This window comes from Phormidium sp. CCY1219 (assembly GCF_055795085.1).
The window spans coordinates 1-23,965 of the sequence record NZ_JAYFEQ010000844.1; the positions used below are offsets into that span (position 1 = coordinate 1).

16 protein-coding genes are annotated in these 23,965 nt (G+C 50.8%); 6 read left to right on the forward strand and 10 right to left on the reverse strand.

The features are described from left to right. The 5 genes from AC0QH1_RS26885 to acs all read right to left on the reverse strand — a co-directional run. Positions 1-1,214, reverse strand: a 1,214-nt coding sequence (locus AC0QH1_RS26885) for an FG-GAP-like repeat-containing protein (RefSeq protein ID WP_324634536.1), incomplete at its 3' end; no start/stop codon positions are given. A 146-nt stretch (positions 1,215-1,360) separates the two neighbouring features. Beyond that, the gene (locus AC0QH1_RS26890) at positions 1,361-4,495 is read right to left on the reverse strand and encodes a TIGR03032 family protein (RefSeq protein WP_324634537.1); all 3,135 of its coding nucleotides are present in this window, start codon (positions 4,493-4,495) and stop codon (positions 1,361-1,363) included. After that, a complete protein-coding gene (locus tag AC0QH1_RS26895; RefSeq protein WP_324634538.1) occupies positions 4,488-4,730 on the reverse strand; it encodes a hypothetical protein in 243 nt (80 codons plus the stop codon). Before AC0QH1_RS26895 ends, AC0QH1_RS26890 begins: the two co-directional genes overlap by 8 nt. Positions 4,731-5,462: 732 nt before the next feature. Then, positions 5,463-7,097: an iron uptake porin gene (locus tag AC0QH1_RS26900; RefSeq protein WP_324634539.1), complete on the reverse strand. Its 1,635-nt coding sequence runs from the start codon at positions 7,095-7,097 to the stop codon at positions 5,463-5,465. A gap of 278 nt (positions 7,098-7,375) precedes the next feature. Continuing rightward, entirely contained in the window at positions 7,376-9,343 is a 1,968-nt protein-coding gene (acs, locus tag AC0QH1_RS26905) for an acetate--CoA ligase (protein WP_324634540.1), read from the reverse strand. Positions 9,344-9,557: 214 nt separating this feature from the next. Here acs and AC0QH1_RS26910 point away from each other — a divergent pair, with 214 nt between their 5' ends. The 3 genes from AC0QH1_RS26910 to AC0QH1_RS26920 all read left to right on the forward strand — a co-directional run bounded on the left by AC0QH1_RS26910 (position 9,558) and on the right by AC0QH1_RS26920 (position 15,013). Beyond that, a complete protein-coding gene (locus AC0QH1_RS26910; protein ID WP_324634541.1) occupies positions 9,558-12,602 on the forward strand; it encodes a CHAT domain-containing protein in 3,045 nt (1,014 codons plus the stop codon). Positions 12,603-12,957: 355 nt separating this feature from the next. Continuing rightward, a complete protein-coding gene (locus AC0QH1_RS26915; RefSeq protein WP_324634542.1) occupies positions 12,958-13,599 on the forward strand; it encodes a restriction endonuclease subunit R in 642 nt (213 codons plus the stop codon). A gap of 76 nt (positions 13,600-13,675) precedes the next feature. Beyond that, positions 13,676-15,013, forward strand: a complete 1,338-nt coding sequence (locus tag AC0QH1_RS26920) for an FGGY-family carbohydrate kinase (RefSeq protein WP_324634543.1) — start codon at positions 13,676-13,678, stop codon at positions 15,011-15,013. Positions 15,014-15,187: 174 nt separating this feature from the next. On the opposite strand, the gene AC0QH1_RS26925 is transcribed toward AC0QH1_RS26920, so the two are convergent. From AC0QH1_RS26925 to pcrA, 3 genes are all read right to left on the reverse strand, one after another. Then, entirely contained in the window at positions 15,188-16,204 is a 1,017-nt protein-coding gene (locus AC0QH1_RS26925) for a WD40 repeat domain-containing protein (protein ID WP_324634544.1), read from the reverse strand. Positions 16,205-16,296: 92 nt separating this feature from the next. Further along, complete coding sequence (locus tag AC0QH1_RS26930; RefSeq protein ID WP_324634545.1) at positions 16,297-16,752, reverse strand: hypothetical protein; 456 nt, start codon at positions 16,750-16,752, stop codon at positions 16,297-16,299. 86 nt (positions 16,753-16,838) lie between these two features. Further along, a complete protein-coding gene (pcrA, locus tag AC0QH1_RS26935; protein ID WP_324634546.1) occupies positions 16,839-19,175 on the reverse strand; it encodes a DNA helicase PcrA in 2,337 nt (778 codons plus the stop codon). Positions 19,176-19,208: 33 nt separating this feature from the next. Between pcrA and AC0QH1_RS26940 the strand changes: the two genes are divergently transcribed. Together AC0QH1_RS26940 and AC0QH1_RS26945 are read left to right on the forward strand one after the other, a co-directional pair. Continuing rightward, positions 19,209-19,358, forward strand: a complete 150-nt coding sequence (locus tag AC0QH1_RS26940; RefSeq protein ID WP_324634547.1) for a hypothetical protein — start codon at positions 19,209-19,211, stop codon at positions 19,356-19,358. Positions 19,359-19,535: 177 nt separating this feature from the next. Continuing rightward, entirely contained in the window at positions 19,536-20,552 is a 1,017-nt protein-coding gene (locus AC0QH1_RS26945) for an OmpA family protein (RefSeq protein ID WP_324634548.1), read from the forward strand. 69 nt (positions 20,553-20,621) lie between these two features. Here AC0QH1_RS26945 and AC0QH1_RS26950 read toward each other — a convergent pair whose 3' ends face one another. Then, on the reverse strand, positions 20,622-21,614 hold the full coding sequence (locus AC0QH1_RS26950) for a hypothetical protein (protein ID WP_324634549.1): 993 nt from the start codon (positions 21,612-21,614) through the stop codon (positions 20,622-20,624). Between the two features lie 182 nt (positions 21,615-21,796). Here AC0QH1_RS26950 and AC0QH1_RS26955 point away from each other — a divergent pair, with 182 nt between their 5' ends. Then, positions 21,797-21,928: a hypothetical protein gene (locus AC0QH1_RS26955; RefSeq protein WP_324634550.1), complete on the forward strand. Its 132-nt coding sequence runs from the start codon at positions 21,797-21,799 to the stop codon at positions 21,926-21,928. On the opposite strand, the gene AC0QH1_RS26960 is transcribed toward AC0QH1_RS26955, so the two are convergent. Next, positions 21,925-23,805 carry a sulfatase gene (locus AC0QH1_RS26960; protein ID WP_324634551.1) on the reverse strand — a complete coding sequence of 627 codons (1,881 nt, stop codon included), beginning with the start codon at positions 23,803-23,805 and terminating at the stop codon, positions 21,925-21,927. The genes AC0QH1_RS26955 and AC0QH1_RS26960 overlap by 4 nt on opposite strands. Positions 23,806-23,965: the final 160 nt, after the last annotated feature.

Sequence of the window (23,965 nt, forward strand, 5' to 3'; positions counted from 1 at the left end):
TAGCTGCCGGTTGCGCCGCCTTCGGTGGCGGTGGTGGCAGTGGGGGTGATGGTGACGCCTGCGCTGTCGTTGTCGGTGATGGTGAGGGTGGCGGTGTTGTTGGGGGCGGAACCGACGTTGTATCCGGTTCCGGTGTTGAGGGTGACGATGACTGTTTCACCGGCATCGATAATGGCATCGTCAGTGGGGGTAACGTCGATGGTGGCGGTGGTACTGCCAGTGGGGATGGTGACGGTTCCGGAGAGTGCGGTGTAGTCGGTTCCCGAGGTGGCGGTTCCGGTGACGGTGTAGTTGATGGTGGTGTCAGCGGTGGCAGTCTCGGAGAGGGTGAGGGTAAAAGTGCCGGCGGTTGCGCCGCCTTCTGCGGGGGTGGTACCTGGGGCGATGCTGACGATGGGTGTGATATCTTCAAAGTAGGAGGTTTTGCCGTCACGTGCCCCAATCAAGGCATCTAAATCCCCGTCGTTGTCGATATCCACCAAGCTGGGGTTGGCATAAGACCCCACTTTTATAAGGCCGAAGGGGTTGGTTTGGGCGGTGGCAAAGGCAGGGGCGGTGGCGCTGCCGGTATTCTCAAAGTAGGAGGTGTTGCCGTCACTGTTCCCAATGAAGGCATCTAAATCCCCATCTTTGTCAATATCCACCAAGGTGGGGGTGGCAGAAAACCCAACATCATTGAGGCCGAAGGGGTCGGTTTGGGCGGTGGCAAAGGCAGGGGCGGTGGCGCTGCCGGTATTCTCAAAGTAGCGGATGTTGCCGTTACTGTTCCCAATGAAGGCATCTAAATCCCCGTCGTTGTCGATATCCACTAAGGTGGGGGAGGCATAAAACCCCACCTTAGTGAGACCGAAGGGGTTGACGCCAGCGGCGGCAAAGGTAGGGGCAGTGGCGCTGCCAGTATTCTCAAAGTAGCGGGTGTTGCCGAAAATCTGCCCAATGAAGGCATCTAAATCCCCGTCGTTGTCGATATCCACGAAGGTGGGGGTGGCATAAGTCCCCACATCAGCAAGACCGAAGGGGTCGGTTTGGGGGGCGGCAAAGACAGGGGCGGTGGCGCTGCCGGTATTCTCAAAGTAGCGGGTGTTGCCGTCACTGTTCCCAATGAAGGCATCTAAATCCCCATCGTTGTCGATATCCACGAAGGTGGGGGCGGCCTGACTCCCCACATCATTGAGACCGAAGGGGATGGGGACAGCGGTGTTGAAAATCGGCATAATTGTTAATCAAGGGGTAATGTTTAATGGACAGTTGAATGCGAGTTGGATTTGAGTTGGGTATGGGGGGTTGGGAATTTCCCCAGATGGGCAATTTGGGAGGCAGGAGGGGATCGGGAGGGTTTCATTGGCTCATCCATTTGAATTTAAGGGGTTAACGGTTTCACGGCTTGGCGAGACACACCAATGCCCGTTAAATAGGGCCGCAAATGTCGTTCTAAGAACTTGCTCATCGGTTGATTCTCCCAGGCGACTGATAAGGTGCAATTTTCAATTTCACTGGCGATTTGCTGTTGAATCGACTGGGAGAGCAGAGAGATTCCGCGTCCGAGTTTTTGATATTTTGCACCCACGAATAAGCTGGAGTAACGAATGGTATCGGGGGCGACGCGGTGAGTGACGATCCAGCCGATCGCTTCTCCTTGATGGCGCAATCCCAAACTATTCATCGGTTCCAGACGGGCTTCATCTAAAAAGGGATTGAGTGATGGCGGATATCCTCCTTTTTCGAGAAGAGTTTGGCGGTCTTTTGCCGTTAATTCTACCCAGGGAAAGACGGTAAAGGAATCGGGTAAGGGATACTTGTACAGCCAAGGGGCTTCGGCAATTTTGGCGGTGGTGGTTTGAGCCAGAATAAAGGTGGTTTTTGGCGGCAACCAGCCGAGTTTTTGCAACAAAGGTTCCAAGGCAAGGGTGGTCAATTCGCTGCTTTTATAAGTCATTTCAATCTGCTGACAGCCGATTTTTCTCAGTTCTTTTTCTAAGTGGTTTATCAGAGTAGTGCCGATGCCTTGCTGTTGCGCATCGGGAACGACAAAACAGGAGAGAATGCTGGCATAGGTGGTGGCGGGATTCTGGGATTCGGGGATGATTTCTGCAATAACCATGCCCACCATGCGATTGTCAATGGTGGCGGAAATGCCGATGAGTTCGCCCCGTTGTCTTTGGGTTTGCCAGCGTTTTTGCAAGCTGGGAAAAGTGAAGGCATCGTAAGGGGCAAGATTGTCTGGGGTGAGGTTGTAAACCGCTTGATATTTGACGGACCTGGATTGAGTGATTTGCTGGGGGCGCTGCCGATAGAAATACAGCGGTTTGGCTAAGTGGTAAAACTGAGTCATTTCCGACAATCGCAAACACAAATCATAATCGGGAGCCGATTGAAATTCAAGATTGAAACCGCCAACCGCTTCAAAGACTTGCCGCCGCATCAACCGAAAGTGAAAGGTGATAAAATCTCGCAGCAATGTTTCGGGGGAGTAGGGAATTGAAGCGCGATAATTTAACCCCTGCTTGTTGCCACTGGCATCCATATCGATATGGTCGGTATAAACTACTCCTAAATCGGAATCGCTGTCTAAAATTGCTACGGTTTCTTCTAGGGCAGTGGGGGCGAGAATGTCATCGGAATCTACGCAACCGAAATAGTCGCCTCGGGCGAGGTTGAAACTGGAAATTAAGGCAGGGGAATAGCCGCGATGGGGTTTGCCATAAAACCGAATGCGGGGGTCTCGTTCGGCATAAGCACGGGCAATGGATGGAGTTTCGTCTTTCGATCCATCATCCCAGATAATTAACTCCCAATCTTGATAGGTTTGCGCCAGAACCGAGGCGATCGCTTCTTCGATATAAGCCGCAGTATTGTACGCCGTCATGATTAAAGAAACTTTGGGCAAAGGGTGGGAAACTGGGGCGGTTGCTGTGGGTGCAGCAGGGGTAGCACTTGGGGGCGCGATCGCCGTTTTCACCTCGGTATTTTCAGCGGTTTTATCTGCGGCTTTTACTGCTTCCAAGAGTTGGGCTAGGTTGTGGTGCGCTTGCACGAAATCCGGTTTGAGGCGCAGGGCTTCCCGATAGCTGGCGATCGCTGCTTCAATTTCCCCTTGCATTTGTCTCGCACTGCCTAAGTTGCAGTGAGCCGGTGCTAAGCTGGGATTGAGTTCCAGGGCTTTCTGGTAACAGGCGATCGCTTCTTCCGTTTTCCCCTGAGATTGCAGGAGATTTCCCAAGTTATTGTAGGCAGCGGTATAGTTGCGATCCAGGGTAATCGCTTTACGAAAGCAAGCTACTGCTTCTTTTAATTTGCCTTGTTTTTGCAATTGCCTGCCGCGATCGAACTGCACCACTGCCATTTTGAGGGGGGGACGTTTCCGAGGCGCGGTTGTTCTGGGTTCCTCGGATTCGATAACTTTGACCTGGATTTCCGGGACTTGATGAATGCCGGGGCGGGTGGATACAATGCGTCCAGAACCCGGAAACGTCACCAATCGTTCGATGTCGTCAGTGTGAAATCCTAATGCGATCGGTTGCCGCACTCCGGGCAATACGGCAATGTCGTATAATTCTGTAACGATGGTTTCAAACAGCAGCTTGTGAACGATTTGGCCGCTGTTGAGATCGATAACCATCAATCCGCATTGAGCTTGTTGCTGCTGGGTTGAGAGGCGATCGTCTAATGCCAACCCTTGAAAGTTGTTATGTCGGGGTTTGGAAAGTCCGACAAAGGCAAAATTGCGATAAAATGCCAATCCGCGCACAAATCCGGGGCAAAAACTGACCGGGTGAAATTGTCCGGACTCCACATAGCCGAATTCACCAGTCCCGGAGTTGAGGATCCAGAGTTTCTCTTGGTAAACCCGGGGCGAGTGGGGCATGGTTAAGCCCCTGCAAACGATTTCGTTCGACCGGATATTGATAATGCAGCCGCCCTCTTGTCGCTGTTGTCGCCATTCGGTGGGACTGTCGGTTTGGGAACAGGCGCTGACATAGGCGGGTTCGCCGTCTACCATTGCCAATCCGTTGAGGTGACAGCGATCTTCGGCGGCGAGGGAGGAGATAAAGGGCGGTTGCCAAATCGGGCGAAAACTGCAGTCGCGATCGCGGGTGGCGAGACAGCTAAATTGAGTGTTGACAAACACCCAGTTCTCGTCTTTGTCTACAATCACATCGTGAGTGTTGATGTCGCCGGTGGTATAGCCGACGCGGGGAACGTAGAGTTTGTCGTATTCTAAATAATCGCTGACTCCGACTTCCGGGCGACAGAGGTTATCGAACTGCCAGATTTGATAGTGGGTACTCATCACCAGCCGTTCCGGAGTGGCAAAAAGCCCCATCGGACGGTCAAATTCGCGATCGACTGCGGAAAGTCTCCCATCGGGGTGCAATCCGATGAGGAATAACCGATTGGTTTGATAGGTGGTGAAGGCAAGGCTAATTTGCTGTTCGTGCAACCACTCTGGGAACTGCTGGGAGTGGGCAACGGTTAGGGGTTGAGACTTAGACATCAGCGGGCAACAGGAAATATCCTTTCAATGGAGGAGTGACCCTCAAAAAAGCGGAGGATGCTTTGGGTGTCAGGCGGGTTAGGGTGGAGGAAATAAGGGGAGCGATCGCCACTGTAGCCACGATTTTCCGTTCCGCTTCATCCGAGGGGTCGATGAAGGGGAATTGTCTGAAAACGGGTGTAGAAGCAGCGATCGGTGTTTGACTGATTCGCACGAACGCTAGTTGTAGCTTCATGGGTGACACAATTTTCCCTGATGACGTGAGCAAGAAATGCGGTTTGGGGTTAATTTACAGCTATTTTACTTGCATTACTATCGCAATTTTAGCCATTTTTTAGGCGCTATATCGTTAGACATATCTTGACCGATTCCTTGTCTGAATGTCAAGAGTTTCTTGGTGATAATTTCCTGATTGGTTCTGTGGCAATATCCACGGGTTGGTTGCGGGGTGCCTCGGCTTCCCCTTACCTCGGGTTAAGGGCAAAAATGCTGAATGCCTTACGAGTTAAAGGGTTGGTGGATACAAAGAGATGGATGATGCTTGCTTTATCACAATAAAACTTTTTTGTCAATCAAAAACCTGTAGCCAATTTGATGAAACTTGTAACCTAAAACTCGATACAACTCGATTGGGGGTAATCAATATTGAGGTTTAGCTAACAAATAGGGAGATTTTTATTCAAGTTGCTACCTTTCTTCTTACCTTGCCCTCGAGGTGCGTTTTCCTCCTATACGCGGTGCTACCTCTCAAATCAATAAATACCAATTAACAATGAGAAACTTTTTCTGGGAACCCTCTTTGCAATCCGCAATGGGGATTGACAATTTATCATTTTTGTGGTAATTCCTGTGGTAATTTGCGGGGGAGATAAATTAAGTATTAACAATTGAGAATTGACAATTAAGAATTAAGGCAATTCTCGATTCTCAATTCTCACATTTAGAAAACCAGGCGATGGCAGGGGGATTAAAAATCAAACTCCGTGCGAACCGTACCCACCCAAATGGTGTTATTATCGGAATTATGTTCCGGATGGGTAATCAGGAAAACGCCGGGAGTGATGTTGATATTATCGGTAATTGGATAGCGGAATAACGCCTCGAAATGCAAGGAGGTATCCTCATCTTCCCGGGCATTGAAATCATTATCCGTCACCTTGGGCGGTTGACCGACGATAAATCCGAGCAAACTGCCTTCTTTAATTAAATCCGGCACGCCCACATTCACCGTCCAATTAAACAGGGTAGCATTATCCCCTTCACTCACGCCATTATCGCTCACCCGCGCTTCTGCGTAAGACAGACCCACCCAACCGGCAATCGTGAGAGGTTGCAGTTGCCAACTGGCTTGGATGCCGAAGTGATTGGCAGAAGTAGCTATATCGTCGGTAAAGGGGCGGCGGGCATTGTTACTGCCGGTACTGCCCGAGAGATTCACCTCGCCGGCGGGATAGTAAGCATTCAGGTAAGACAGAGCGATATCGAAGGTATCTACTGGAGAAAAGGTAACTTGTGCGCTAGCGCTGTAAGGTCCATCAAACAGGCCCTTGGTGGAGGTGGGGGTAGCGGCATTGTCTGCGAGATACGCGCCGTGCAGGGAGAGGAACTCGCTGAGTGTATATTCAAACCCGATACCGGAACCGTCGGGTTGACGGAATATAGCGGGGTTGCGGCGGGCGAAGCGAGAAAGTGCCCCACTGCCACTGCTTTCAAACAAGGGATTAATCGTGGGGAGGATATCATCTTGGCCTACACCGACTGCGCCGACCCAGAGGCGGAGTCGATCGCCCACGGGGAAGCGATATTCCAGGCGATCGAGTTCAAAGGCGCGATCGCTGTCCCCATCGAACCCCAGGCGAGCCATTGCGGTGCCGGTGGTATCGTCCAACTCAGCCATTTCGATCGCTTCCAAGCGAGTTCGGAGGCGATCGCGCCCGGTAAAGCTAGTATCCAAAGTTAGCCGCATGCGGTATCCAAAAGATAACTCCGTATCTTCGCCGCCTGCAGTAGTTTCGCCGCGATCGCCAAATGCATCCACCGGTGCCATCAGCACTTCCCCGCCCAGTTTCGTGGTGGGAGAGAACTGATTCGCTTCCAGTTGTGCGGTGCGAACTTCCAATGCATCCACCCGCCCGCGCAGGGTTGCCAATTCGGCGGCAAATTCCGATTGCAGGCGGCGGATATCTACCAGTTCCTCTGGCGGTAACGGATCGATAGTATCGATGAGGTCTTGAATTCGCAGGAGACAGGCATTCAAACTGGCGGCAAATTCATAGCGGGTCATCGCCCGATTGCCGCGATAGGTGCCATCATCGTAGCCCAACAAACACTGGTAGCGCTCCGAGAGCGATCGCAACGCCTGAAACGCCCAATCCGTCGGCGTCACATCCCGCAGGTTCGACACCGAATTCACCCGTTCCAGAGGCCCTGCATCCAGATTGCCCTGAGCAGAGGGAGTCCCCGGGGGCCACAACCCTGCCGAGTCCCCTGGGGCAGGTGCCACAGAGGGGAGGGGCATTGCATGTGTTGCCAAACCCAGGAGAGCCTCAAATCCCACCCAGAGCGGAATTCCCCAGATAAAATTGCGATAGTGTTGACTCATTGTGGTAAAATCTCCTCACACCGAATTGAAGCGCGCGAAAAGCCTGGACACCCTGCAATGAAAAGCGCTGGGCTACATGATATCAGAAAAATTCCCATTTGCGGGAAATTCCCTGCCCATTCGCCGGGGAATACGAGGAATTTTTTGCCTCTACCTTACAGGTAGGGTGGGCAACTCGTTGCCCACCCTACAGGTAGTTCTTATCGGGTCAATTTGCGGAAGTCCTACGGGCGGGGAATGAATTCCCCGCCCTTGCAAACCCCCAAGCGACGATCGGCTTACGCGCCAGAACGCAACTTATCTAACACACTCCGGTCTTGCAGGGTAGAAGTATCGCCGGCGATTTCCTGACCTGCGGCCAGATTTCGCAGCAAGCGACGCATGATCTTACCCGATCGCGTTTTCGGCAAATCGTCCGTAAAGCGAATTTCCGCCGGACGGGCCAACGCACCAATCTCACTCACCACATGCTGCTTGAGCAGCTTATCCAGTTCGTCGCCAGCATCGTAGCCTTCCTCTACAGAGACAAAAGCCACGATCGCCTCGCCGCGCAGTTCGTCGGGTTTGCCCACCACCGCAGCTTCCGCCACCGCCGGGTGAGACACCAACGCCGACTCGATTTCCATCGTTCCCAGGCGGTGTCCCGAGACGCTAATCACGTCATCCACGCGACCCATCACCCAGAAATAGCCGGTTTCATCGCGCCTTGCGCCATCCCCGGCAAAATAGAAATACTGGCCATCCTTCGGCGGAATATGCTCCCAGTAGGTGCGACGGAAGCGATCGGGGTCGCCATACACCGTCCGCATCATACTCGGCCAAGGATGTTTGATGGCCAAATATCCGCCTTGATTCTCACCCACTGGGTTGCCATCCAAGTCTACTACATCGGCGATAATCCCCGGGAAGGGCAGAGTTGCGGAACCCGGTTTGGTGGGAATCGCCCCGGGTATGGGGGTAATCATAAAGCCCCCAGTTTCGGTTTGCCACCAAGTATCCACGATCGGGCAGCGTTCTTTGCCAATCACGCGATGATACCATACCCAGGCTTCTGGGTTGATCGGTTCGCCCACAGTGCCCAGGATTCGCAGGGAAGAGAGATTGCGGGCTTTCGGGTGATGTTCGCCCATTTTGATAAAGGCGCGAATTGCGGTGGGGGCGGTATAGAAAATGGTGACGCCGTATTTTTCCACCACATCCCAGAAACATCCCGGGTTAGAGGAACGAGGCGCACCTTCATACATTACCGTGGTCGCCCCGTTGGACAGCGGCCCGTACACGATGTAGCTGTGCCCGGTAATCCAGCCCACATCCGCAGTACACCAATACACATCGGTGTCTTTTAGGTCAAAGGTCCATTGGGTCGTTATGTGAGTATAAAGGTTGTAGCCGGCGGTGGTGTGAACGACCCCTTTCGGTTTGCCCGTGGTGCCGGAGGTGTAGAGGATGAAGAGCATATCTTCGCTCTCCATCGGTTCGGCGGGACATTCGCCGGATGCATTGGCTTGCAAGTCGTGCCACCAGTGATCGCGCCCGGGTTCCATGTGAGTATTTTGCCCGGTACGCTGCACTACCAGCACGTTATCTACGCTGGGCACCCCATGTTCGAGGGCTTTATCCACCTGTTCTTTCAAGGGCACGATCGCATCTTTGCGCCACCCGCCATCGGCGGTAATCACCAGTTTGGCTTCTGCGTCAACCAGCCGGTCTTTGAGCGCTTCGGCGCTGAAGCCCCCGAATACTACCGTGTGGGGGGCACCGATCCGGGCACAGGCAAGCATTGCGATCGCTGCTTCTGGGATCATCGGCATGTAAATGCCAATCCGATCGCCTTTTTTTACCCCCAGTTGCTTGAACACATTCGCCATCTGGCAAACTTCCCGATGCAATTGGGCATAGGTCAGGGTGCGCGAGTCCCCCGGTTCCCCTTCCCAAATTAATGCCGCTTTGTTTTTGCGCCAGGTGGTTAAGTGGCGATCGAGGCAATTGTAGGCAATATTAGTTTGTCCGCCCACGAACCATTTCGCATTCGGCGGTTGCCAGTCGAGTACCGTATCCCACTTTTTGAACCAATGCAGCTCTTTTTCGGCCAATTCCGCCCAAAATTTCGGCGGATCCGCTGCTGCTTTTTCGTAGAGGCGCTGATACTCGTCCAGGCTTTTGATATGCGCGTTTTGGGAAAATTCTGCCCCGGGTTGGAACAGTCGTTTTTCCTTGAGTATGGATTCGATAGTTGGTTGGGACATAGGGTTTGCTGTAATTTTAGTTACCGTTTCCAACTATTTTCCCTCTTTCTGAGCCAGAAAAATATTTAGATTTTTTTAAGTTTTTCTGGGGCGCAGGTAGGGTGGGGGCATCCCACTCGGGAAAGGGGGCAAGTCCTGGATCGCGCGGTGGGCGATCGGTTAAGCTAGCAGAGGGTGGGTTGACCCTCGCACAAGTTTATGTAATTTCACTCAAATGATCGCCTATATCTCTATCGAGTTTGGTAACGGCAATTTCGCGGACGGATTTCCCGCCAGATTGAAGCTAAATCAACATGGCAACCGAGGTTTGCAGCTTGACGGTCATCTCCCGGGAAACTCCGAGATGCCGCACTTGTTGTGCCAGTGGCAAGAGGCGTTTAAAGCTCGATTGGATAAAGGCACATCCCGCGCCAACAAGCGAAATCAAAGCAAAAACTCCAGTGAGAATGCCGCCAAAGAATTAGAACAACAGCTAAATTGCTGGCTCAACGGCGATCGCGCCGAGTGGCAACCCATTCGCCATGCGATCGCGCAGCACTTAAATTCCACAGACGACATTCGCGCAATTATTATCACCCACCATCGACAATTGCGACAGTTACCCTGGATGGCGTGGGATATCTTTGCCCAAAACCAGGTAGAAATTGCCTTGAGTGGAACCACCGATCGCGCGATTCCTCCTCTGCCGCCACCGCACCGAAAACGGGCGCGAATTTTAGCCGTTTTGGGCAATAGCGATAATCTGGATACCGATTTCGATCGCCAACAAATTGCCCGGTTACGCAACGTCGGAGGCAAAATCGAATTCCTAACACGCCCCAGCAAAGAACAGTTACTCCACAGACTGTGGAGCAACCAGGTAACATGGGATATTTTTTTCTTCGCCGGACACAGTTCCAGCGAAAACGGGGAAATCGGGTGGTTGGAAGTTAACCATCGAGAACAATTGACCATAGACCACTTAAAAAATGCTCTGTCTCATGCTATCCAAGGCGGGTTGCAAATCGCCATTTTTAATTCTTGCGACGGATTGGGATTGGCGCATCAATTGGCTAAACTGCAACTGGCACAAAGCATTGTAATGAAAGAAAAAGTCCCCGACAAAGTAGCGAAGGATTTTTTAGAATATTTTCTCACCGCCTTTGCTCGCGGTTCCTCTTTTTATGCTGCGCTGCGAGAAGCGCGGTTAAAATTAAAGGATTTTTGGCAAACAGAGTATCCGGGAATTCAGTGGGTGCCGGTTATCTATCAACATCCAGCAATGGAACCGCCCACCTGGGGTGAATTGCGCGGGCGCAACCAACCGATCGCCGTTGCGCCTCAACCCTTGGCGGGAGGAAAGTGGTGGGAGTTGTGGCGGCAATTTTTCGCCCGATCGGATGCGCCATATCGCAAAGATTTGCTCAAAAAAGTTAATGCAGAAATCGAGAGTCGGTTAGAGCAATCTTTGCATGGAGGGTTGTTGACAAATGTGGGGAAAGAGCATCAACTACAGCAGGTGAAGCGACAGTGGGATGTGGAGGTAAAAGTGGGCGATCGCACCCCCGAGATGTTGCCCGATTGGATGGATATTGTGGATGTGTTTGATAAAGAGAGTATTGGGGGAAAATTGCTGATTTTGGGTGCTCCCGGTAGCGGGAAAACCACCACGTTGTTGGAACTGGCACGAGAATTGTGCGATCGCGCGATGAAAGTCGCAACAGAACCGATGCCAATTCTCTTAAATCTCGCCACTTGGCAAGAGGATACCCAAGGAATCGGAGACTGGATCGCGGTTGAACTTCAGAATAAATATGATATTAAGCCAAAACTTGGCAAACAATGGCTGAAAACGGGTCAGTTGTTACCCTTGTTAGATGGGTTGGATGAACTGGAATCCGGGCGACAAGAACCCGGCGTGAGAGCAATTAATCAATTTTTGCACGGCGAAATGCGATCGCCCGCCCTGGTGGTTTGCAGTCGGCGCGAAGCATACGAGCGATCGGACATTCAATTACACCTGAATGCTTCTATCTGCTTGCACCCCTTGAACCACTCGCAAATCAAAGACTATTTACAGATAGTAGATAGAGAGAAAATATGGCCAAAAATTCAAGGCGATCGCGCTTTGTTCAAATTAGCCCGAGTTCCTTTATTTTTGAGCGCGATCGCCTTAGCTTATCGTCATATTTCCCTACAACATTGGCAGCAATTAACCACCAATGAATCCCGCCAGGAGTATTTACTCGATACTTATATTCAACAGATGCTAGAGCGACCCCTTAAACCCCTCCGTTTCCCGCACAATCGCCCCCCCAGTGCTAAGCAAACCCGGCATTTTCTCATCTGGTTGGCGAAAACACTAGACCGCTTTTCCCAAACAGAATTGGCTAACTTTGCCATTGAAGACATGCAACCCCTGTTGCTGCCGAATCTTGTCAATCGACGCCTGTATCGGTTCGGCGTTTCTGCCATTTATGGATTAATCGCTGGCGGAATCATTAGCGGAATTCACGCCCTTGTGTTTCTGGGGAATCACATTCAACTCTCTGCCATTGTTTGGTTTTTTCTCTTGGTCGTAATCGCCCTATTTTACGGATTTTTCTTTGGCCTTTGGGTATTTTTAACCTTTGGCAAAGAGCTGCACATCAAACCCGTTGCCACTCTCCTCCAGTCTAAGGTAAAAATTTTAAAATCTATCGGGGTGGGATTGATTTGTGGACTAATATCATGGCCAATTGTGAAGGTTATTTTTTGGATTTTGCCGGGATTTGCCGGATTGCCTTTGCCCTACTGGATAATTCCACTAATGGGGCCAGTTTTCCTGTTGACTTTTGAAATAACCAGTCCGGAAATCGAACGTCCCAAACACCCAAATCAAGGAATAAAGCAGTCGTTCAAAAATGCTCTGTTTTTTGCGGTTTTGGGGGCAATCTCGATGGGAGGAATTGCTTTTCTGGCACGCAAGCATCTGTTTGCAATGTTATTTGCCCAAACCGAGGCGATCTCCGCTGTTTCACTCTCCCTTGCAGACACCGTGCAAATTGTTTCGATTGGCATGGCGATCGGGCTATTTTTAGGTCTGTCCCCAGCAGGAACCGCCTGCATTCAACATTTTACCCTGCGCTTGATTCTCTATTGGAAAGGGTATATTCCCTGGAATTATGCCCGGTTTTTGAAATATGCCACCCAGCGCATGTTCTTGCAAGAAGTGGGCGGACGCTATCGGTTTATTCACAAGTTACTGCAAGAGCATTTTGCCCGCATGAATTTGCGGTAAATTCGCCGCCGATGAGTTCAATCACCGCCTAGTAGCTAAATTCGGTTAAAACCCGACTAAAACCATTACTAAACAAGCAAACAATCCGAGCTATTTTCAATGAATATCTGTCAAACGAATTAGTCCGCGTCGGCGGACTTGGCCTGCCTAGGCGCGATTTTAATCGCTTTTTATTAACAAGCAAACAATCCGAGCCATTTGAAATGAATAAATGTCAAACGAATTAGTCCGCGTAGGCGGACTTGGCCTGCCTAGGCGCGATTTTAATCGCTTTTTATTTTTTACTCAGTTTTAACTTAAGTTTGCGTCGTCTTTCTGCTACAATCAATTAAATACCCCTTTGCCAATACCAGCCATGACCATCCTGCAAACCAAACAACTCTCCTTAAATGAAGTTCATCGCCTGTTAAAAATCCAGAAGCACTCTCCTGCTGCTTCATTCAGCGATTTATTATCCCTAGAACCGCTCAGCGAATTCGAGCAGCAGGAACTGGCTCAAATTCGCGAGGATTTTGAAAACTACCTTTATAGCGAGAAAGTTTCCGAAGGATTGGTGAAAGCACTGACCACGTTTCCCCTGATGCGGTTGGCGGGATTTTATCGCAGTCCGATTAAGATTAGCTTAGAAGAAGATATTGCGGAAATAACCATTGAGGATGAAGACACCAAAATTACCGGGCGCTTGGATATTTTGGCGGTCAATCGAGAAAAAGCCATGAGCAGCACAGATGTCTCGTTTTGGGTATTGGTCATCGAAGCGAAAAATAGTGGATTTACGGTTTATATGGGCTTACCTCAATTGCTGGTTTATGCCTTTAAAAATCTCAGTGGGCAAGAATCGGAGTGGGGATTAACGACGAATGGAATGCACTATCAGTTTGTGTATATGCAGCAGGGAAATCCGCCCAGTTATCAGCTTATGCCAGAACTCAATTTAATGAATCCCGAGGCGGCGATGCAATTGCTGCAAGTGCTCAAAGCGATTTGCCAATTATGAAATTTTGCGATCGCGCTACTGTTTCCAATGCAGCCCGATCGCGTACACTAGGAATTGTCCCGTTGCTGATATCCAGATGGCTTTTTATCTTGGCATTGACTTCGGCACCTCTGGAGCGCGCGCGATCGCGATTGACGCGGGCGCGGAGATTCAGACGATCGCGCACTATCCCCTAGACACCCAAACCCCAGAAAGCTGGCAAACCGCCTTATTTGACCTATTGGAGCAAATTCCGGTAGAAATCCGGCGAGAGATGAAGGCGATCGCCATTGATGGCACCTCCTCCACGGTCTTGCTGTGCGATCGCACGGGAACCCCAGTTGCCGAAACCATCCTCTACAATGATGCCCGAGGAAGTTCGGTAATGGACAGCTTGCAAACCATTGCCCCGCCGAACCATCCCGCCATCAGCGCCACCTCTAGCTTGGCAAAACTGCTGTGGTACGCGCGCCACGACAGAATCCATCATTCCGCATTCCATCGCGTATCTACAACCGGGCTATTTTTCCTGCATCAAGCGGATTGGCTGAGTTTCCTGCTGCACGGGCAAATCGGCATTAGTGACTATCACAACGCCCTCAAACTCGGCTACGATCCGCAAGTCGGCTTTTATCCCAGTTGGTTGCTCGAAGGAATTGCGCCATTATTCCAGAAAGTCTTACCCTATTTGCCGCATATTGTCAAGCCCGGAAGCCGGATTGGGGAAGTCACCGCAGAAATGGGCGATCGCTTCGAGTTGCCGCCCGAGTGCTATGTCTGCGCCGGTACCACTGACAGCATCGCCGCCTTTCTCGCCAGTGGTGCGCGAGAACCCGGGGAAGCCGTGACCTCCCTCGGTTCTACCTTAGTCCTCAAACTGCTGAGTCGCGATCGCGTGGATGATGCGCGCTACGGCATTTACAGCCACCGCCTCGACCCCCCCGCCCTTCCCGCCCGCCAAGGCACCTTATGGCTCACCGGCGGCGCATCCAATACCGGGGGCGCGGTATTGCGGCAATTTTTCACCGATACAGAGCTCACGGAACTGAGCGCCCAAATCAACCCCGATCGCGAAAGTCCCCTGCAATATTACCCCCTCATCTTCCCGGGCGATCGCTTCCCCATCAACAACCCCAACTTACCCCCACGCCTCGATCCGCGTCCCGACACCCCCGCCGAATTTCTCCACGGCCTACTCGAAAGCATTGCCCGGATTGAAGCGCGCGGCTATCAACTGTTGCAAGAACTGGGAGCCACCACCCTCAAACAGGTGTACACTGCCGGCGGTGGAGCCAAAAACCCCACCTGGACAGCGATTCGACAGCGCTACCTGAGAGTCAATGTGGCCACATCTGCCAACACGGAAGCCGCCTACGGCACTGCATTGCTGGCCTTGAAATCCGACCCGCAAGTGCGCGATCCCCTTTCCCGATAGACCCAAAAAACCATAACCCCCGTAGACCCCATCTGTTTGAGGCAGAACCTCCGAATGCCCGTTCCCAGCATATGCTGGGAACGGAGACTGAACGAGACGTAGCATTTTGGTGGGTGATGCCCCGGCGTCGTCCATTGGGTGCGGCGCATCACCCACCCTACGCGGGAGAAATCCTCAATTCTCTAACTCCCAAATTTTGATCGTGTTGTCATTCCCACCACTCACCAGCACTCTGCCATCGGGATCCATTGCCAGAGCAAACACGGACTTTTCGTGACCGGTCAAATTGTCCAGCACTCTGCCGGTGGCGATATCCCACAGTTTCACCGTGCGATCGTCACTCGCACTGGCAACCGTGCGCCCATCGGGGGTGACGGCGATCGCGTACACCGGGAAATCATGCCCGCGAAGGGTTTCGAGCAATTCCCCGCGCGCCACATCCCAAATTTTCACCGTATTATCGTAACTACCGGTGACCAACAGTTCCCCATCCGGGGTAAACGCCACGGAACTCACCCAGTCATCGTGGGCGGGAATCGTCGCCAGCAATTCGCCATTAGACGCATCCCACAAGCGCACGGTGCGGTCTAATCCGCCACTGGCGAGGGTAGTGCCATCGGGACTAAATGCCACCGCATCCACGCCATCCTCGTGGCCCGACAGGGTGCGAATCACTTGGCCGGTATTCACATCCCACAATTTAATCGTCCGATCCCAACTGGCACTGGCGACAATCTCGCCGTTGGGACTAAATGCCACGGATTTCACCCCTTTATCGTGACCGTAGAGGGTATAGAGAAGCTGTCCGGTTTCCATATCCCACAGATTCACAGTGGTGTCATCGCTACCACTGGCGAGGAGTTCCCCACTCGGACTCACCGCTAGCGCCCTCACATCATCTAAATGCACCTGTGCGGTGTATTGCAGTTCCCCAGTGCTGAAATTCCAAAACTTAATCGTATCCTCATTGCTGCCACTCACCACCACCGGCGCATCCGGACTCACCGCTACCGCAAAAATCGGAAAGGCGCGATCGCCCAGAGTTTTTAGCAATTGTGCATTGGTGGGTTGCTGTTGGGCAAAAATCGGGGGGGCGCTCATCCCCACTGCAAAATGAACGGTAGAAACCGTTGCCATTCCCGCAACAACCATCGCGCCAAATTTTTTCCAGGAGAAAGACTGTAAGATCATCTGTGATTGGTGAAAAAATAAACCTTCAATTTACATTGAATCCATCGCCGATCGCAGGCTAAAAACCTCCGCCAGCGTTTTTCCGTCGCGCTTCACTGGGATAAAGTTCCATCCGGGGGTTTTTCCTGCCACTTTTGCCACTCCTGCTGCAAATACTTGGCCCATTCTAGGGCAAGAGAAACTTGGGTAAACGGAATTCGCGCGGCGCTATCCGGTGGGGACAATAAAAATTCTAAGTAGATGCGACCACCGTTGAGAGTTTCGGGCGGTCGTTCCAGGTCCACCGGCTGTTCGTCCACCCACATCTTTATCGATTTTACCGCTTGCAGGGAAAATCCGCTTAAATCCACCGGACCGCTACGGGTGGGTTTTCCCCAAGTAATGCGATCGCCACGCTGTCCGAGTACCGCATAAATATCGTACTTCGCGCGATCGAACTGCTGCGCCCAACTGCGATAGGCTTCCACTTTCTGATATTCGTTCCAACCCGCCCACGCCAACCCGATAAACAGGGCCAGCAACGGCAACCAAATTAAACCTCTTTCCATTCTTTTCGTGTAAGTGGTAGATCCTGCCTTGTCGCGGGAAAAAGGGGCATTTTTGACCCATATTTTCGCCCCTCCACCCGCAAATTCTAGTTTAATTTTTCCATAGGCGCTGTGCGCGGATCGATAATTTTCTGTCCCCCCCGGGGAAATTTAATCGCCAAAGAAATTTTACCTGCCGAACCGAAAACATGGGACACTTCTCCCGCGCCAAAGGTATCGTGAATCACCAAATCCCCCACGTTCCAATCCACCGCCCCCGCCGCCGCACCTTTACCCCGGTTTCCGGTGGGAATGCGGCGCTGGCGGCGCGGTTTAGCCACGGCATTTCCTTGCAGCAATTCGCGCGGTAATTCGGCTAAAAATCGCGAAGGACGAGTGGTTTCGTAGGACCCCCACAAGCGCCGTTGCGCCGCATGAGTCAAAAACAATCGTTCTTGGGCGCGGGTAATTCCCACATAACAGAGTCGTCGTTCTTCTTCTAATGCCCGGGCATCGTTCAGACTGCGGAAATTGGGAAATAATCCGTCTTCCATGCCCACCATAAACACTACTGGAAATTCTAACCCTTTGGCAGCATGTAAGGTGAGTAACGAAACCGCTTCTTCCCCTTCTCCTAAGCTGTCTAAATCGCTGGCGAGAGATGCATTGGCGAGAAACCCCGCTAAGGATTCGTCTTCTTGTTCCTCGGCGTATTGCATGATGGCGCTATAAAGTTGTTCCACGTTGCCGATGCGATTTTCGGCTTCGTCGGTTCCTTCGTTTTTCAAGGCAGCAATATAGCCGGAATCGTCAATGACGCCTTGGACGATTTCTAGGGCGGGTAAGGTGTGGGTTTCGGCTTGCCAGTTTTTGATGATTTGGGCAAATTCAATCACCGATTTGGCGGACCTTCCGGCAATGGTTTTCACCGAGGTTTCATCCCTGATAATTTCCCACAAGGGGACGCCGAGTTCTTGGGCGACGGCTTCGAGTTTGTCGAGGGTGGTTTTGCCGATTCCGCGTTTGGGAGTGTTGATAATTCTTCGCAAGCTAATGCTATCGGCGGGATTGGCGATCGCTCTGAGGTAGGCTAACACATCTTTGACTTCTTTGCGATCGTAAAATCGCAGTCCCCCCACAACGCGATAGCGCAGGTCCGTCCTGACCAATACATCTTCAAAGGGTCGCGATTGCGCGTTGGTGCGATATAAAATCGCAAAGGCGTTTAAGTCTAATTCCGGATGCTGGGCGTGCAGCATCCGAATTTGATTCACCACAAATTCCGCTTCGTCGATTTCGTTTTCGGTACGGTGGGATAAAATGGTTTCGCCTTCCCCTCGGGTCGGGCGCAGCACTTTTTCGATGCGTTCGGTATTTTTTTCAATCAGTTGGTTGGCCACTTGCAGGATGTTTTCCCGCGAACGATAATTCTCTTCGAGTTTGATTAAGGTTTGGGTCTCTTCGTCGGGCAATCCATCGCCAAAGTCTTGCTGAAATTCCAGCAAAATGGTAAAATCGGCCATGCGAAAACTGTAAATTGATTGGTCTACATCGCCGACGACAAAAATCGAGCGATCGCTCCATTGATTAAAGGATTTTGCCGGTTCCCCGTTGGTGGCCAGCAAGCGAATTAAATCATACTGGGTGCGGTTTGTATCTTGATATTCATCCACTAAAATGTGATGAAACTGTCGGTGCCAGTAGTCTAGCACGGTGGAATTTTTCCGAAACAGTTCCACGGGAATCCGAATCAAATCGTCGAAGTCGAGAGCGTTATTTGCTGCTAGCCCATCTTGATAGCGGTTGTAAACTTCGGCGATAATCCGTCCCCGAGGGTTCGGTTGGTCTTCCACTACATCGCGCGCGGTCCAGCCTTTGTTTTTCGCCCCACTAATTTCGTAGCGCACTTTACGCGGATTGAATTTTTTGTCATCCAAATTCATCTGTTTGGTGACGATTTCTTTGATTAGGCTTTTCGCGTCGCTTTCATCAAAAATGGAGAAGCTGCGAGTCCACTCGCGACCATTTTCGTCTTTATATTTGTCGATATCGTAGCGCAAAATTCGGGCGCACAGGGAGTGGAAAGTGCCGATCCACAGGGGTTTGATGGTGCTTTTCCACACCCGCGATCGCACCTGGGTTTGTTCCGCCGGTTCCAACGCCACCAACGGCTTTTCGTATTTTTGCAGAGCATAGGCATCGGCAAATATCTTTTCGATCCGTTCCTTCATCTCCCGCGCCGCTTTATTCGTGAAAGTCACCGCGAGAATATTGTCCGGATGGACTTGCTGGGTGCGTATCAGATTGGCAATCCGATAGGTCAGCGCCCGAGTTTTGCCAGAACCCGCCCCCGCCACCACTAGCAAGGGACCGCAAAAGTGTTCGGCGGCGCGTCGTTGGTTGGGGTTGAGTTGACTGAGAAAATCAATTGTGATTGGGGTCATCGTTGAACCGGAGAACTGCGCTAGGGGCTTGATTTGCGATCGAGTCGCCTTTCGATTTTACCGAAATTTGGCTTCGCCCGATCGCCTTTTATGGATGCCCGGGAAAATTTCCCCCCAAAATATCCCGTCACCACCGCGATCGCTTCCCAGAATAATCCTACCCCCCTCAGAGGATACAAATAAATCTTTCCCAATTTCCGGGAAACTTCCCTCATCCAAAACATCTAATTTGCGTAATTTACCCGAGGACAACGCATTGCCAAGGGCGATTTTTTTAATAATTCTTCACGGAAAAAGCGTGACAAAACCGACCCAACTGTAGTAAAATAATAAATAAAAATTCCACATTAGGGCGCAGCCATGACTCGTCGAATCTTGTCAATTTTAGCAAGCATCTCGGTGCTGTGTGCTGCATGTGAAAGCACGCCAGTCGCACAAAAACCTTCTCCTTCTTCAGCAACCCCCAACAAAACCGAAACCGCCAGCACCGCATCGGAAAATACCCCCACCGTTTCCCCATCACCTTCCCCCTCGGCATCGGAAAAAACCGCCGATCGCCTATCCCTGACGCAGAGTGCGGAAGCGGCAACCCTTTCCGAACCCCTCCCCGCCGACAATCCTCCCACCCCAGCGCCAAGGGAGATCGCACAAGATAGCACCAGTCCCATCGATGCCACCCGAATTTTAGACCAACAGGTCATCCTTACCCCTACGGAAGTAGAGGAAATGCTGGAAGAATTAAAGGCAGAAACCACCATCGAAGGGATTAAATTTAATCTGCCCGAGCATATTTTATTTGAATTCGATAAATACCAGGTTCTCGCCGCCGCCAAACCCTCGTTAGAGAAAATTCATCAACTATTGCAGCACTTCCGCGACGCGCAACTGTTCGTGTACGGGCATAGCGATAGCAAAGGGGACGAACATTACAACCAGCAGCTTTCCGAAAAAAGAGCCGCCGCCGTTAAATATTATTTCGTGAATCAGTTTGATGTAGAACTCACGCGAATTCAAACCAAAGGAATGGGGGAAAGTCAACCGATTGCGGACAATTATAAGCCAGATGGCACGGATAATCCCGAGGGAAGAAAAAAGAATCGTCGGGTTGAGTTTATTATCAAAACCGAACGACGGGCGATCGCCTCCTTATCCCCGTCGGAATTGTTTCAAGAAGGTCTCAATACCGCGATGAATGCGGCGGTTCTGACACAAAAGGCAAATACAGCGCCAGCTTGGCAACAGGTTACCACTCAATGGGAAGAAGCGATCGCGCTAATGCAAGCGGTTCCCGAATCCAGCGCCAATCACCAAACCGCTCAACAAAAAGTAATTGAATATCAAAAAAACCTCAATTACGCCCGCCAAAATGCCGAATAGCTGCGCTTTACCCCCATCAAAGGGAGGGTGGGCAATGCCCACCCTACGCCTCAAAACACCCCATGCCAATCAATTCGATTCTAAATTAATTTGCATCAACACATTAGAATCCATCGTGGTTTGTTCTTCTTTGCCGCCTTCAATAACTGTAATCTGCATGGCGCTATTAGTAGCCATTGAAAGCTGAGCGCGAATCGGCATAATTTTTCCCACCTCAATCGCTATTTGACCTTCTCCCTGACCTTCATATGCCGTTAAATTCACCTTAGCATTGGGTGGCATTCCCGGCAAGCTCATGTTTTGCGGATCGGCTTGTTGTTGAGTTTCAAAATCAATTGTCATCAAATTATCCTGCAAATCCACCACCTCATAGGTAGAAACTTGCACCACATTAATGCCGCTTCCCGTGGGAACTGAAGCGGTGACTTGCCATTGCGCGCCGATGCCGATCGCTTCATCCAGACTAGGGGCAGAAAGTTCGCTCAAAGAGGCAAACATTTGCTCGTACATTCGCATCGCGTTAGGGTCGGTATTAGGGGGAAAATCAAAGCTAATATCTTTCGTATGACCTGCAGCGTCGATGACAAAGGAGCTTTTTAAACCGATAAACTGCTGCATTTGCGATCGCATTTGTTCCATCACCTCCGGGGGGAAGCTGGCGGCGTCGGCAAAATTGGCATCGGCACAAATTAACTCTAAATAAACATCGCCATTGTTGTCTACTTGGGTAACTTTGCTCTGAAAGCTCATCTCCATTGTCGGCATTTCAAAAGAAGGCATCGGACGACCGGCGATCGCCATATTTAAGTTCATATCCACGCTCATTTTCAGCCGTTCTTCTGCCCCAATGGCTGGCGGAATAAACTCTAGTTTCAGCTTCGGTTCTCCTCCCGTACTCAGCAATTCTAATTCCGCAGGAGTTATCTGGCTGTTCGACACCTCATTCCCCAGTTGGACCACACTCGCCCCCCGGTTTTGCGCCCTGACGGGTGCAGGTTCGGGGGTCGCGCCAAATCCTGCCATCAAAAATACTGCCGCACTGACCAATAGTGATTTTTTCATCGCCCCATTCCGTAGTAGTTTTTACTGATTTATCTGAGTCTTAGGGTGGAAAATGCCGCTCGGATAAGTGTAAATTCTCAATTTACCAGTTAACCTTAAATGATATCAAAAAAAGTGAATTTATGTAAGGTGGGTTAGCCCACTACTGGGGGTAAATTGAGCCATGAACCGGATAATGTGCAATGACTCATACTTTTTCAACCATTAACGCCGGGGAAACACATGGCTCAAAATTAGCCGCGATCGCAATAACTCCTGCCAATCCCTTTGGCTGGAATAACCCATCGATTCCAGCAGTAGTTCCCCACCCTTAGAGAATTTTCACCGATCCGGTTTTAACGATGTAATTTGCATTACTTTTTTTGAGCTGCAGTTGGTAAAAGTAGTCGCCGGATTTAGGGGAGTTCCATCGCCAAGCGGGCGGTTGAATTGAGATGGTCTCCAAGGCGATCGCCTGTGAGGTGGGGTCATGTTTTGCCACAAACCACAAACGCGCCATTTGGAAGCGATCGCCACTGTCAAGCTGGAACGCAAGCTGTTTTTCCGGGCCAATAGAAAGGGTTGCTTGCTTATCTAACATTTCGATTTGTTTCGCTTTTAAACTCAAGGGTAAAGCAGTGGCAGATTCCCCCTTGGATTTGCCACTATCGTTCGATTTGGGAATCACGATCGTGCCATCGGGCAAAACATCGAGGGGCAGGGGAAAATTGCTTTTGCCAAATACCACCCTTTCCCACCCACTAGCGAGTAATTGACTCAAGGTTTCTACCAGGGCCGCATTTTCGGGCAAATTGGCAATATTGCGATTTTCTAACGGATCGCGGTGGCGATCGTAGAGCATTCGCGACACCAAATTATCTTCTACATCGATGTATTCCGTGTAGCTATAGCGATCGGTCAGAATTGTGTCTCCATATTTGTATCGACTGAACGCCGCACCTTTCCAACGTCGCTGGGGATTATTTAAAAGCGGCACTAAACTGGTACCTTGCAAATGTTCGGGTTTTTCAATGCCCACCAGTTCGCAAAGAGTCGGATAAACATCTACCAATTCCACTAATGCGGCGGTTTTTGCATTCTTTGCTTTTCCCGGCGCATCGATAATTAACGGCACTCGCAAAGCAACTTCATAGTTTGTATGCTTAGTCCATAAATTATGTTCTCCCAACAAAAACCCATGATCTCCCCACACCACCACAATGGTATTGTCTCCCAGTCCCAAGTTCTCTAATTCGTCCAAAATGTAGCCGATACTGGCATCGACAAAGGTGGTACAAGCATAGTAGCCATGAATCAGGGTGCGCGCGTATTCTTCATCTAACCGCGATCGCGTTTCATCTGCAAATACGAGATTGCGATAGCTTCTCAATTCTCCCCAAAAGTGTAAAGACTCCGGGGGTGCATCGGTGGGGGCGAAAGGATTTTGTGCCAGTTCGATGTCACGGCGATCGTACATATCCCAGTATTTTTTTGGACAGTTGAAGGGCAAATGCGGCTTAACAAATCCCACAGCTAAAAAGAAGGGATTTTGCTGTTCTTTTAAATTTCGCAGGGCGGCGATCGCCAAATCCGTAGTCACCCCATCCGGATAAGCATTATCCGGCTGGTTTTCCCCAATTTCATACGCATTCCCTTCGTTTCCAGGAATATTATAAACCCGAATGTCTTTAAACCGCGTCATCCCATAATTCCAGGCATCGATATCATCTTCCATCACATGATAAATTTTTCCCACAGACTGGGTATTGTATCCGTTTTGTTTAAACAACATCGGGAGAGTCGGCGCGGGTTTTCCCTCGGCTGTTTTCGGACGGTTGATGCCCGCCGGTTCCAAGTGACCCAGCCAATTAACGATCTCTTTATCTAATCGGGAATTGTAAGTCCAAAATCGCCCTATCGGTTCGCCGGGAATTTTATTCGGTCTCGCCCCGGTGAGAATGCTTAATCTGGAGGCTCCGCACACCGGCACTTGGCAATAGGCACGCTCGAACAACACCCCTTGTTCTGCTAATTTATCCAAGGTTGGTGTCAGCATCTGACTTTCACCATAGCTTTGAATTTGCGGTCGCAAATCGTCTATAGCCAAAAACAAAACATTGTACTTTTCTGGTGGTTTGGCATGGGCAACTTTGCTCAATCCCACCGTAGCTGCACTCAGGCTTAAATACTTTAACAGATTGCGTCTTTTCATGGCTGATGGCTGATTGTCAATCCCTGGTTTTTTCTCGAATTGTGCGCTGTTGTCTGGGAGAGAGTAGGGTGGGAGGGTGAGCCTACCCACGTTACCATTTTAAATTAGCAATTTCCCAGAAAATTGTTGTAAATCAGTCAATTGGTGGGTGGCGATCGCC

What these genes read in the sequence shown, in the direction of transcription:
- AC0QH1_RS26890 (WP_324634537.1), bottom strand. Translation starts at nt 4,495, where the DNA reads ATGTCTAAGTCTCAACCCCTAACCGTTGCCCACTCCCAGCAGTTCCCA.
- AC0QH1_RS26895 (WP_324634538.1), bottom strand. Translation starts at nt 4,730, where the DNA reads ATGAAGCTACAACTAGCGTTCGTGCGAATCAGTCAAACACCGATCGCT.
- AC0QH1_RS26900 (WP_324634539.1), bottom strand. Translation starts at nt 7,097, where the DNA reads ATGAGTCAACACTATCGCAATTTTATCTGGGGAATTCCGCTCTGGGTG.
- acs (WP_324634540.1), bottom strand. Translation starts at nt 9,343, where the DNA reads ATGTCCCAACCAACTATCGAATCCATACTCAAGGAAAAACGACTGTTC.
- AC0QH1_RS26910 (WP_324634541.1), top strand. Translation starts at nt 9,558, where the DNA reads ATGATCGCCTATATCTCTATCGAGTTTGGTAACGGCAATTTCGCGGAC.
- AC0QH1_RS26915 (WP_324634542.1), top strand. Translation starts at nt 12,958, where the DNA reads ATGACCATCCTGCAAACCAAACAACTCTCCTTAAATGAAGTTCATCGC.
- AC0QH1_RS26920 (WP_324634543.1), top strand. Translation starts at nt 13,676, where the DNA reads ATGGCTTTTTATCTTGGCATTGACTTCGGCACCTCTGGAGCGCGCGCG.
- AC0QH1_RS26925 (WP_324634544.1), bottom strand. Translation starts at nt 16,204, where the DNA reads ATGATCTTACAGTCTTTCTCCTGGAAAAAATTTGGCGCGATGGTTGTT.
- AC0QH1_RS26930 (WP_324634545.1), bottom strand. Translation starts at nt 16,752, where the DNA reads ATGGAAAGAGGTTTAATTTGGTTGCCGTTGCTGGCCCTGTTTATCGGG.
- pcrA (WP_324634546.1), bottom strand. Translation starts at nt 19,175, where the DNA reads ATGACCCCAATCACAATTGATTTTCTCAGTCAACTCAACCCCAACCAA.
- AC0QH1_RS26945 (WP_324634548.1), top strand. Translation starts at nt 19,536, where the DNA reads ATGACTCGTCGAATCTTGTCAATTTTAGCAAGCATCTCGGTGCTGTGT.
- AC0QH1_RS26950 (WP_324634549.1), bottom strand. Translation starts at nt 21,614, where the DNA reads ATGAAAAAATCACTATTGGTCAGTGCGGCAGTATTTTTGATGGCAGGA.
- AC0QH1_RS26955 (WP_324634550.1), top strand. Translation starts at nt 21,797, where the DNA reads ATGACTCATACTTTTTCAACCATTAACGCCGGGGAAACACATGGCTCA.
- AC0QH1_RS26960 (WP_324634551.1), bottom strand. Translation starts at nt 23,805, where the DNA reads ATGAAAAGACGCAATCTGTTAAAGTATTTAAGCCTGAGTGCAGCTACG.